Annotated in this window: 9 protein-coding genes; 8 read left to right on the top strand and 1 reads right to left on the bottom strand. The window is 43.5% G+C overall.

Annotated elements, in window-relative coordinates; genetic code table 11:
• The first annotated feature begins 86 nt into the window (after positions 1 to 86).
• Positions 87 to 1,262, top strand: coding sequence for a class C beta-lactamase (gene ampC, locus DFP82_RS09155; RefSeq protein WP_110923533.1), 1,176 nt, complete (start codon positions 87 to 89; stop codon positions 1,260 to 1,262).
• 194 nt (positions 1,263 to 1,456) lie between these two features.
• On the top strand, positions 1,457 to 2,155 hold the full coding sequence (locus DFP82_RS09150) for a VIT1/CCC1 transporter family protein (RefSeq protein WP_110923429.1): 699 nt from the start codon (positions 1,457 to 1,459) through the stop codon (positions 2,153 to 2,155).
• 98 nt (positions 2,156 to 2,253) lie between these two features.
• On the opposite strand, the gene DFP82_RS09145 is transcribed toward DFP82_RS09150, so the two are convergent.
• Positions 2,254 to 3,159 (bottom strand): hypothetical protein, encoded by a 906-nt coding sequence (locus tag DFP82_RS09145; protein ID WP_110923428.1) that lies wholly within the window; start codon positions 3,157 to 3,159, stop codon positions 2,254 to 2,256.
• 230 nt (positions 3,160 to 3,389) lie between these two features.
• Here DFP82_RS09145 and DFP82_RS09140 point away from each other — a divergent pair, with 230 nt between their 5' ends.
• From DFP82_RS09140 to acnD, 6 genes are all read left to right on the top strand, one after another.
• Positions 3,390 to 4,403, top strand: a complete 1,014-nt coding sequence (locus tag DFP82_RS09140) for a LysR family transcriptional regulator (RefSeq protein ID WP_110923427.1) — start codon at positions 3,390 to 3,392, stop codon at positions 4,401 to 4,403.
• A gap of 225 nt (positions 4,404 to 4,628) precedes the next feature.
• Entirely contained in the window at positions 4,629 to 5,903 is a 1,275-nt protein-coding gene (locus tag DFP82_RS09135; RefSeq protein ID WP_110923426.1) for an NRAMP family divalent metal transporter, read from the top strand.
• A 352-nt stretch (positions 5,904 to 6,255) separates the two neighbouring features.
• Positions 6,256 to 7,149: a methylisocitrate lyase gene (gene prpB / locus DFP82_RS09130; protein WP_110923425.1), complete on the top strand. Its 894-nt coding sequence runs from the start codon at positions 6,256 to 6,258 to the stop codon at positions 7,147 to 7,149.
• A gap of 97 nt (positions 7,150 to 7,246) precedes the next feature.
• On the top strand, positions 7,247 to 7,900 hold the full coding sequence (locus DFP82_RS09125) for a DUF2059 domain-containing protein (RefSeq protein WP_110923424.1): 654 nt from the start codon (positions 7,247 to 7,249) through the stop codon (positions 7,898 to 7,900).
• Positions 7,901 to 7,996: 96 nt separating this feature from the next.
• On the top strand, positions 7,997 to 9,124 hold the full coding sequence (gene prpC / locus DFP82_RS09120) for a bifunctional 2-methylcitrate synthase/citrate synthase (protein WP_110923423.1): 1,128 nt from the start codon (positions 7,997 to 7,999) through the stop codon (positions 9,122 to 9,124).
• 247 nt (positions 9,125 to 9,371) lie between these two features.
• Positions 9,372 to 12,005 (top strand): Fe/S-dependent 2-methylisocitrate dehydratase AcnD, encoded by a 2,634-nt coding sequence (acnD, locus tag DFP82_RS09115; RefSeq protein WP_181416292.1) that lies wholly within the window; start codon positions 9,372 to 9,374, stop codon positions 12,003 to 12,005.
• Positions 12,006 to 12,152 lie beyond the last annotated feature (147 nt).

Below are 12,152 nucleotides of genomic sequence, written 5' to 3'. Positions count from 1 at the left end.
AAGGATTCGTTATGCCAATAAATACAACCACAATTATTGATGGTGGCATGGGACGAGAATTAGCAAAGCGGACAAATAACCACATAATGAAAAAATCAGTGCAAAACACCTTAAATCGGGTCGGACTTACCATTTTAGTTGCAGCCTCATTAATGTCTGGAGCAGCACAAGCAGCAAGCAATAATGAGACTTTGAAAATTGAGGTTGATAAGCAAGCCAAATTATTAATGGAAGAGTATGATATCCCCGGTATATCCTTTGGCATTATTATCGATGGCGAGTCTTATCTCTATAATTATGGCCTAGCGGACAAACAAGCCCGCATACCTGTCTCAGACAACACGATTTTTGAATTAGGCTCTATCAGTAAGACATTTGCCATTACTCTAGCCAGTTATTCTGAACTTAATGGCACACTATCATTAGAAGATACCGCTGATAAATATATCCCTTATCTAAAAAACAGCGCTATTGGTGATACCAAACTGGTTAATCTAGCCACCTATTCGGCAGGTGGTCTACCGCTTCAAGTACCTGATGATGTCACCGATAATCAAGCATTGTTCCGCTATTATAAGTCTTGGCAGCCTGTATTCCCTGTCAACTCAAAACGTCTATACTCGAATGCCAGCATCGGGCTATTTGGCTACATATCTGCCCTAAGTATGGGCTCTGACTACACACAGCTAATGGAAGATGAAATCCTGCCAGCACTCAACATGCCGAATACCTTTGTCAATGTGCCTAGTGACAGAATGGATGATTATGCGTTTGGTTATAATGCTGCTGGCGATGCCATTAGAGTCAATCCCGGTATGTTAGACGCAGAAGCCTACGGGATCAAATCAACCAGTGCAGATATGACTCGATATATGGCTGCGAATATGGGATTAGTATCTCTTGATAAAGATATTCAGCAATCATTGGAGAATAATAGAAAGGGTTACTATCAGGTGAGCACCTTTACACAAGGATTAGCGTGGGAGATGTATCCATTCCCTGCTTCACTGGATACCTTGCTTGAAGGTAATTCAATGGAAGTAGTACTGAACGCCCAAACCATTACCGCAGACAACCGCCCTACACCCGTTTTAAACAACGTATGGGCCAATAAGACAGGTGCTACCAATGGGTTTGGTGGGTATATCGCTTATATCCCTTCCAAAAAATCAGGCATCGTCATTTTAGCGAATAAAAACTATCCTAATGCGGATAGAGTCAAAGCAGCCTATACGATTTTGGAAAGTGCAATGACTCACTGATTTTTTCATTCATTTAATATGAGCCACAAAATGATTGGATGAGATGAAAGCTCGCGTTATGAGTAGCTAGAGCTTGTCATTAATTAGCACATTTATATATTTAGTCATCAAGCTAAGGAAATCTTACTGTATAAAAAACTGAGTAATAGTAGATAATTAAGTCTCAAGTGTTTAACGACTCTCTAAGGGTATCTATGCATCACTCTATTCATGACGAGCCTCATCTTAGTAACCGCAATCATTGGTTAAGAGCAGCCGTATTAGGTGCGAATGATGGGTTGATTTCAACTGCCAGTTTACTGGTCGGCGTGGCAGCGGCAAATCCTAGTAGTCAGACAATGCTATTGACCGGACTGGCAGCATTGACAGCAGGTGCATTATCAATGGCGGCTGGCGAGTATATTTCGGTGTCTTCGCAAGCAGATACCGAAAAGGCTGATTTGACCAAAGAGCAGTATGAGCTGACACATAATGCTGATCGTGAGCTTTTTGAATTAACGAAAATTTATGAGACGCGCGGACTTGATCACACATTGGCTCATCAAGTCGCGGTGGCTTTAACGGAACATGATGCCCTTGAAGCCCATGCTCGTGACGAGATTGGTTTGACCGATCTTAGCCAAGCAAAGCCAATTCATGCATCCGTTGCTTCGGGATTATCGTTCATTGCTGGAGCGATATTACCCGTGATTGGTGTCATGGTATTACCAGCGCAGACATTGGTCTGGTCACTGGCATCCATTACCTTACTTGGTCTCATTCTGTTGGGTGTAATATCTGCCCGTTTAGGCGGCGCGCCCGTCATTCCTGCTATCGTTCGGATCATTTCGTGGGGAGCGATTGCAATGCTAGCCACATCGATGATTGGACGTTTATTCGGTGTGGTAGTGTAGAGGGGATTCCATTGAAAACAGTACCATCTTAATGGTAAGTGCATTAGATAGAGCGATGAACACCTGACTAATAATACAAAGCATATGGTAGGTAAAACCTAGTCATTGGTCTCACGATACACTGTATTTTGTGATTCTTGTCTAAATACCTCATAACTGATAGCAGTATCAGCTTGCGACTCATTAGAGGCAGCTTCTGATAATGGTGCCTCAGTTGCCTTTGCTCCATTAGGTGTAATGCCTTGACTCTCGCTAGTAGCCTCACCTTGTTTCGCAGCTGCTACTGGCGTCTCTATAGCGCTTGGTTCCACCTCAGGTTTACTATCATCTATGATTGTTTCTGATTCAATCTCTTCAGCCGGTATATTGTTTGTCGTTACTGCTGTCTCAACTGCCTCAATATTGCTATTGAGAGTTGAGTTTTCACTATCAGGCATAGTGGTATTTGTTGAAGTGGATAGAAAACCAGTGAAAATAAGCACTGCGACGATAACAGCAATTAATAATGAGCCAAAAACGATACCAATAATAAGCGGTTTTTTGCTACTTGCCAGCTTGTTCTGTGCTGTTGCTGCTGGCTCATTAACGACTTCCTGTATCTGCGCCTCTTGAGTGGCCCAGTCATCATTATAGGTAGTCGCTTTGGCGTCAGATTGCATCTCAGCTTCTGAATCCATGACTTTGTTATGGTCACTATTCAATTGAGTATGAGTATCATCAGATTCTATCTTTAATGATTCATCGATATTGAACGTTTCTTCTTCTACAAGTGAGTTTGAATTTGAGAAATCAAAAACAGTATCTGTGTCGGTCGCGGTTATATCTAATGCTTTCTCTCGTGTCTTTATATTGCCAGTAGCACGGCTGTCATCTTCAGTGCTTTGAACACGACTGATGAAGCGATCATAGATATCGTTGTTGGTACGGGTACGCGATTTTTTGTTGGCAATTTTCGCCAACCTCTCTTCAAAATCTGTCTCGATATCCGTTTTTTTGTCGCTCATAGAATAATACCAAACCAGTTTATTCTACTGGTATTAAATGACTGCTAGAATGAGTTGTGATATTTATCACCAAATTGTAACTATAGCGTAAGCAAACAATATAGTTGCTCACCATATTATCTTCAAGCACAATTTATTTGATATTAATAATATTTGTAAAATATATCCAGCATAATATCGTCAATATGCTAATGAATATAAAGACAATATATAAAAACAGGTTTAAGGGTATGGACTTAAAACAGCTTAATGCATTTATCGCTATCGCAGATTTGCGCAGCTTTAGTGCAGCCGCAACCAAAACAGGATTGTCACAACCAAGCCTGAGTCGTCTACTTAAACAGCTCGAAACAGATATGGGCGTAGAGTTGATCGATCGCTATCATCGGCCGCTAGATTTGACTGAAGCAGGCGCGTTCTTTTACGATAAAATCAGTACCATACTGACAGAGATTGATACGGTTACCAGTATGACTCAACGACTGTCTGCACCAAGTAGTATTTTAAACATTGGCTTTGTGCCTTCTGTGCTTTATGGCTTGCTTCCTGAAATAATCGCGATGCTCAAGCAATCCAGCCCCGACATCGAAGTCAATCTAAAAGACATCAGTTCATATCAGCAGATAGAAGCACTCAAATCTGGTGAAATCGATATCGGCTTTGGTCGCTTTGCTCACAAAGACCCTTGGATTCAACAGATATTACTACGGCATGAGCGTTACGTCGTCGCGCTACCAAAAGCACACGCCTTAGCGCATATCCGTGAACAGCGCTTGATAGATTTGGCAAACAACCGCTTGATCCTATACCATCAAACGCATTTACCAATAGCTACAACCGTATCGACATCAAACGCACAGAGCGTAAAGTTGACCGCTCATACAAAAAACAACCGTACAACCAACAAGCAGTCCACACTTAATACACCTATTACCGAGCCATTACTACATTTGTTTGCACAATACGGTATTTCACCATTTATGACCACAACAGTAAGTGACTTACAGGTAGCGCTGGGTTTGGTGGCTGCTGGCGAAGGTATTACCCTCGTACCTGCCAGCCTAAAAACGGTGCGCACCGAGCAAATTAGTTATCAAAGCTTGGTGCATGAGAATGTTACCTCCCCTATCTATCTACATACGCTCAAAGACTTCGTTCACCCTAGTATTCCTGACTTACTCAGTGCGATTTATCACGTTTATGAGCAGCGCGGTATTACTTATCGTCAGCAGAAATTTATGTGAGTATTGTCAACCTTGACTGTTAAGTGCTAATCTCGCTATCACGCCCAGTAAAAAACGGTCAATCGTTAACTATCTATTGGTATTGACCGTAAAAATAATCATTATTACGAGCCGTACAAGGTGTGATACAGTCACCGCTTATTTTTTTGTACACATTGCTGTAATGGTTGCTGGCAGTACATCACAGGACGTGATGGCTAGCTATTTAACTATTTCGAGGGACTCATGACCACACAACAACTCAACAATTCCGACATGGCCAGCACTGCCCAAGAAGGCTTTAGCTGGCGCATTTTTGGTCCTGGTATTTTAATGGCGACTGCTGCTATTGGTGGCTCGCATCTTATCTCCTCTACGCAGGCTGGTGCTATCTATGGCTGGCAGTTGGCTATCATGATTATCTTAGCTAATGTGTTTAAGTATCCTTTCTTTCGTTTCGGCACTGATTATGTCTACGATACGGGCGAAAGCTTGATCGCAGGTTATGCCAAACGCTCAAAAGCATATTTGTGGATTTACTTTATCTTGTCTATCCTATCTGCGGTGATTAGTACAGGAGCGGTGACTCTGCTTGCTGCGGTGATACTAGGCTTTATGCTACCCGCGTCTCTTGGTCTATCAACGATGGTGCTGTCATTGATCATAGTGGGAGTGTCTTGGTTCTTTCTACTTGCTGGACATTATAAACTACTGGATGGTGTGACTAAGTGGATTATGATTGCTTTGGTCTCCGCCACAGTATTGGCGGTACTGATTGCTGCTGGCAAGCCGACGGTGATGACGCCTGATTTTATTCCTACCTCTCCTTGGAATTTAGCAACGCTAGGCTTTATCGTGGCGCTCATGGGTTGGATGCCAGCGCCGCTTGAGTTTGCTGCCATTACCTCAATGTGGACATCTGCGAAGCGAAAAGCTGACAACACCACTCTCAAACAAGGTTTGCTTGATTTTAATGTGGGATTTTTGGTTTCTGCTATTTTAGCGTTGTTCTTTTTATCATTAGGTGTATTCGTTCAGTATGGTTCTGGTCAGGAAATTCAAACCGCAGGCGTCGCTTATATTGATCAGCTCATCAACATGTATACGGCGACCATCGGTGAATGGTCAAGGCTTCTGGTCGCCTTTATCGCCTTTATGTGTATGTTCGGCACGACGATTACCTGTGCTGACGGCTATGGCCGTGCAAATGCTGAGTGCTGGCGTCTACTGAAAGGTGAAAGCGAGATTAATAAAAAACAAGTCGCCTTTTGGACGACTTATGCCATCGGTGGTGGTCTAGTGATTATCACTTTCTTCACTGGACAGTTGGGTGCCATGCTGAAATTTGCCATGATATCAGCGTTTGTGTCTGCGCCTATCTTTGGTTGGTTAAATTATTCATTGGTCAAAAAGCATAAAAAACTATCAGCAGGTATGAATGTTTATTCAATTATAAGCTTACTGTTCCTAGGTGGCGTTGCCTTGTTATTCTTAGCCAATCTTGCTGGTCTCTTTGGTTAGACGCCTATCTATAGTACCTCTAATCATTTATAAAGCTCTTCTAGCCTCGCTATTAGGGTTTTTTTCTTGCGTGATATTTATAAAATCAGATAAGTATTTAACTTATCTTTGTAAGTAAATGTAAATATTAAAGGTCAGTCAATGAAGTCGTTTTACTAAAATGAATAGTAATGCATATGAACCATTGATTTATGGATACCATTATTTGTAATACAAATATTATTAATTTTATTTAATACATAATTTAAATTTTGTAATCAATAACAGTAAAAACTCCCTTCTCAGTGACTGATAATTGGGTATAATCGATAACAATAAAGAGATTATCATCCCTCCAAGTAAGGATTAAAACATGACTTTATCATCTGCTGGCGCGCGCTTCCGTAGTGCCTTAAAACAAAAAAACGATAACAACCAACCACTACAGATTGCTGGCGCTATTAATGCTTATACCGCGATGATGGCAACCCAAGTGGGTCACCAAGCGTTGTATCTATCTGGTGCCGGCGTGGCCAATGCGTCATTTGGTTTGCCTGATCTGGGTATGACCAGTCTTGATAACGTCCTAGAAGATGCCCGCCGTATTACCGATGCCGTTGATACACCGCTATTGGTTGATATCGATACTGGCTTCGGTGGTGCCTTTAACATTGCCCAGACCATCAGAAAAATGGAAAAGGCCGGCGTGGCAGCGGTACATATCGAAGATCAAGTGGCGCAAAAGCGCTGTGGTCATCGCCCTAACAAAGAAATCGTTAGTATCTCAGAGATGGTTGATCGTCTAAAAGCGGCACTAGATGCCAAAACCGATCCTGACTTTGTGGTGATGGCACGTACAGATGCCTTGTCTGTAGAAGGTTTAGATGCTGCTGTTGAACGTGCTGTTGCCTTCCAAGAAGCTGGCGCAGATATGATTTTTGCTGAAGCGCTAACCGATATCGAGATGTATCGTAAGTTTACCGATGTATTGGATATTCCTGTGCTAGCGAATATGACAGAGTTTGGTCAGACTGATTTGTACACCACTGATCAGCTGCATGGCGTTGGAGTTGATATGGTGCTGTATCCGCTATCAGCCTTCCGTGCGATGAACAAAGCTGCATTGAATGTCTATCAGCATTTACTGAACGACGGTACGCAAGACAAAGTTGTCGATACCATGCAGACTCGTATGGAATTGTATGATTTCTTGAATTATCATGAATTTGAGCAGACACTAGACAAACTGTTTGCTGGTAATAAGTAGTTAATAGTTAATAGTTACTTAGCAACGCCGAACGGATAAATCACCTTTGAGTGTTTTATCTTCTCGAAATTCATCTTCACTTACCTTTAGGTTATTTATGTCATTTTTCACCCCTAACTCTATCGTTAAATCTTCAATTTTTAGCTGCACGCTCGCTGCGTTGTTGCTTACGACGGGTTGTGATAAAACACCAGAAACCGCTGACGACACAACCAGTGATGCAAGCACTGCTGAAGTTGTTGCCACAGATAAGGCTGCTGCACCCGCTACTCAAAACGATTTAGTAATGACAACGATTACGCTAGATACTGTCAATAATTTATTGTTTGCACCGATTATCAATAGCGGTACGCTCAGTGCAGAGCAAGTCAGCTGCCTTGAGTCGCGCGATGAAGACTTAGGCAAAGCAGAAGTTGATAGCTTCTATCAGAGTCAGTTTACTGAGGCAGAGCTTCAAGAGCTGGATGACTTTTATACGTCAGATGTGGGAGAGAAGTTGATTGCTTTTGGCAATGAGCAATTGCGCGTCATGAATGGCGAAGAAATTGCAACGCCAATGGCTGAGCCGACCCCAGAAGAAATGACTGAAATCCAAACCTTCATGGAATCACCGCTTGGTGTTAAGTATATGAAGATTAATAATGCAGAAGGCGAAGGCAGCGCAATGGAAGTGCTTAACGTGCCTATTGAAGCTGAATTTAAGCGTTGTAATGTCGATTTAGGTGGCCCACAGCCTGAACAACCTGCGTAACGCTCAACTGGCGCTATAGTCAGTCATTAACCAATAAAAGTATTATCAGAAACACCGTTTTCACCCAAAAAAGCTACCCACAAAAGGAATTTAATCATGGCAGCACAGAAAGAACTTTCAGGCGCAGGTCTACGCGGTCAAGTCGCTGGCAAGACGGCACTATCTACCGTTGGAAAATCAGGCTCAGGTCTGACGTATCGCGGTTACGACGTGTCAGAACTGGCAGACAAATGCATTTTTGAAGAAGTGGCCTACTTGCTACTTTATGGCAACTTGCCAAACCAAACTGAGCTTGATGCTTACCAGACCAAGCTAAAAGGATTGCGCGGTCTACCACAAGCACTAAAAGACGTATTAGAGCGTATTCCAGCGACCGCACATCCAATGGATGTATTGCGTACTGGTTGCTCTATGCTTGGCAACCTTGAGACAGAAATGGACTTTGCAGAAGAAAACGATCAAACCGATCGCATGCTTGCTGTTTTCCCATCGATTATCAACTATTGGTATCGCTTTACGCATGACAACGTGCGTATCGAAACCGAAACGGATGATGAGACCATTGGTGGTCACTTCTTGCATCTGCTAAAAGGTGAGAAACCAAACGAGCTACATACAAAAGTGATGAACGTGTCTCTTATCTTGTACGCAGAGCATGAGTTTAACGCTTCAACCTTTACCGCTCGCGTTTGTGCTTCTACTTTATCTGACATTCATTCTTGTATTACAGGCGCGATTGGCTCATTACGTGGTCACTTGCATGGCGGTGCGAACGAAGCCGCGATGGATATGATTGAAGGCTTTAGCTCACCTGATGAAGCCGAGACAGAAATGATGGGCATGCTAGCACGCAAAGACAAAATCATGGGCTTTGGTCATGCGATCTATAGCGAGTCAGATCCACGCAATGTCGTGATCAAAGGTTGGGCTGAGAAACTGGCAGCGGATGTCGGTGATGAAGTGTTATATCCAGTATCAGTACGCTGTGAAGAAGTCATGTGGCGTGAGAAGAAACTGTTCTGTAATGCTGATTTCTTCCATGCATCGGCCTATCACTTTATGGGCATCCCTACCAAACTGTTCACACCAATCTTTGTTTGCTCTCGCTTAACAGGCTGGGCATCTCATGTGTTTGAGCAACGTGCTAACAACCGTATCATTCGCCCAAGTGCAGAGTACACTGGTGAAGAGTTACGTCCAGTACCAGATATGAGTGCGCGTTAATATCTCTTTTGGTTATCTGGCATGATATGTCATGACCGACAACCTGTTTAGCTGCTAAATATATTTTTATATTTGGCAGCTAAAACTTCTTTTTCCTAATGACCCCAATATCATTTTTTTAGCAAAGTCTTTTTATCACTAAAAATGAGAAACCCAACGATTTTGCTAAGAGAATATCTTTTATTAATTTTAATCTAAACCAGCCAACCGCCAAAGGTGACTTATGGACAATGCACTAGTACAACCAATGAATGAACCCTTTAAAAAGCCACTGCCTGACACCGATTTATATTATTTTGATACACGTGAGGCTGTCGAAAACATCGAAGCTGGCGCGTATGACAAGCTATCATTCTGCTCAAAGGTATTGTGTGAAAACTTGGTTCGCCGTTGCCCACCAGAAGAGTTAACCAATGCGCTAAAGCAACATATCGAAGGCAAACAAGACCTCGACTTTCCTTGGTACCCTGCCCGCGTGGTATGTCATGACATCTTGGGTCAGACCGCTTTTGTTGATTTGGCTGGTCTACGTGATGCCATCGCTGAACAAGGTGGTGACCCATCCAAAGTAAACCCAATCGTTCCGACTCAGCTCATCGTTGACCACTCACTGGCTGTTGAACACGCAGGCTTTGAAGTAGATGCATTTGAGAAAAACCGTGCTATCGAAGAGCGCCGTAATGATGACCGTTTTCACTTCATCAACTGGTGCCAGTACGCTTTTGATAATGTGAATGTCGTACCACCAGGTAACGGCATCATGCATCAGATTAACCTAGAGAAAATGTCACCTGTCGTACAAGTGGTAAAAAACAAAGCGGGTGAAGAAGTCGCTTTTGCCGATACCTTGGTTGGTACGGATAGCCACACGCCAATGGTTGATGCGTTGGGTGTTATCTCCATCGGTGTTGGCGGATTAGAAGCTGAAAGCGTCATGCTCGGCAATCCATCATATATGCGCCTACCTGATTACGTTGGCGTCAAACTAACGGGCAAACTGCAAAAAGGCATTACTGGTACGGATCTAGTACTGGCAATGACTGAGTTTTTGCGTGATGCTGGTGTCGTCTCTACCTATATCGAATTCTTCGGTGACGGCGCGCGCCAATTAACCGTAGGCGACCGTGCGTCTATCTCCAACATGACACCAGAATATGGTGCCACCGCAGCGATGTTCTATATCGATGAGCAAACCATCGACTATCTACGCCTAACTGGTCGTTCCGAGGCTCAGATTAAATTGGTCGAACAGTATGCCAAGCAAACAGGTCTTTGGGCTGACGGTATGGAAAAAGCCGAGTACGCCCGCGTGCTTGAGTTTGATCTATCAGCCGTGGTACGTAATATGGCAGGCCCTTCGCGTCCGCATGCACGTGTGTCCACCACTGATTTGGTTGCCAAAGGTATTGCGCATGGTGCTGATGAAAAGCTACCTGAACCAAAAGATGGCATGATGCCAGATGGTGCCGTGATTATCGCCGCAATTACCAGCTGTACCAATACCTCTAACCCACGAAATATGGTAGCAGCAGGCCTCGTCGCCCGTAACGCCAATGCCAAAGGCTTATTACGTAAACCTTGGGTGAAATCATCATTAGCACCCGGCTCAAAAACGGTAAAAATGTATTTAGAAGAAGCTGGGTTGATGCCTGAGCTACAAGAGATTGGCTTTGACGTGGTTGGTTTTGCTTGTACCACTTGTAATGGTATGAGTGGTGCACTGGACCCTGATATCGAAAAAGAAATCATTGATAATGATTTGTTCACCACAGCAGTGCTATCTGGTAACCGTAACTTTGACGGTCGTATCCATCCATATGCCAAGCAAGCATTCTTGGCATCGCCGCCACTGGTTATCGCTTACGCCATCGCTGGTAACATTCGCTTTGATATCGAAAAAGACTCATTGGGCAAAGATCAACAAGGCAATGATGTCTATCTAAAAGACATTTGGTTTGATGATGATGAGGTTGACGCCATTGTAGCCAAAGCAGTTAAGCCTGAGCAATTCAATGCTGTCTATATCCCTATGTTTGATGAAGCCAAAAAAGACACAGGCAAAGCGTTAAGCCCATTATATGACTGGCGTGAAATGACGACCTATATTCGCCGCCCACCGTACTGGGAAGGCAAAATGGCGAAAAAGAATACGCTAACAGGTTTGCGTCCGTTGGCAGTGTTGGGTGATAACATCACGACCGACCATATGTCGCCATCAAATGCGATCTTGGGTGCATCAGCTGCTGGCGAGTATTTAGATACCATGGGCTTGCCTGCCGAGGATTACAACTCATACGCCACCCATCGCGGTGACCATTTAACCGCACAACGTGCCACCTTTGCCAACCCTAAGCTATTGAATGAAATGGTGCGTGATGAAGATGGTGAGGTTATCCAAGGCTCACTGGCGCGTGTTGAGCCAGAAGGTCAAGTCATGCGTATGTGGGAAGCGATTGAGACCTACATGAACCGTGAGCAGCCGCTCATCATCATCGCAGGTGATGGTTATGGTCAAGGCTCAAGCCGTGATTGGGCAGCCAAAGGTGTTCGTCTCGCTGGTGTAGAAGTGGTCGTCGCTGAGGACTTTGAGCGTATTCATCGTCAAAACTTAGTGGGTATGGGTGCATTACCATTACAGTTCGAGCAAGGTGTCACCCGTGAGACCTTAAGCATTAACGGTACCGAAGTCTTTGATGTGACAGGCGATGTCTCTGCTGGCGGGTTGATGAATTTGGTGATTCATCGTACTGATGGTAGTACTACTGAGACGCCAATTATCTGCCGACTTGATACTGCTGATGAGGTCAAAATGTACAATGCAGGCGGTATGCTACAACGTTTTGCTAAAGAGTTTATCGAAGGTACGCTAGATATTGTCTAAGTATTATATGTTTTGAGTAATCAAAGAGCCGATGTTATATGGAGATATGGCATCGGTTTTTATTTGCTTTTGTACGCTATACACTGAGTTTTGTTACTTACTCCTAAGTATTAGATAGTAGCTAAATATTGAGTTTACTTAACTAAT

Source organism: Psychrobacter fozii (assembly GCF_003217155.1).
GTDB lineage: Bacteria > Pseudomonadota > Gammaproteobacteria > Pseudomonadales > Moraxellaceae > Psychrobacter > Psychrobacter fozii.
The sequence above is the reverse complement of the archived record's forward strand: the minus strand, read 5'-3'. Positions and strand labels throughout refer to the sequence as shown.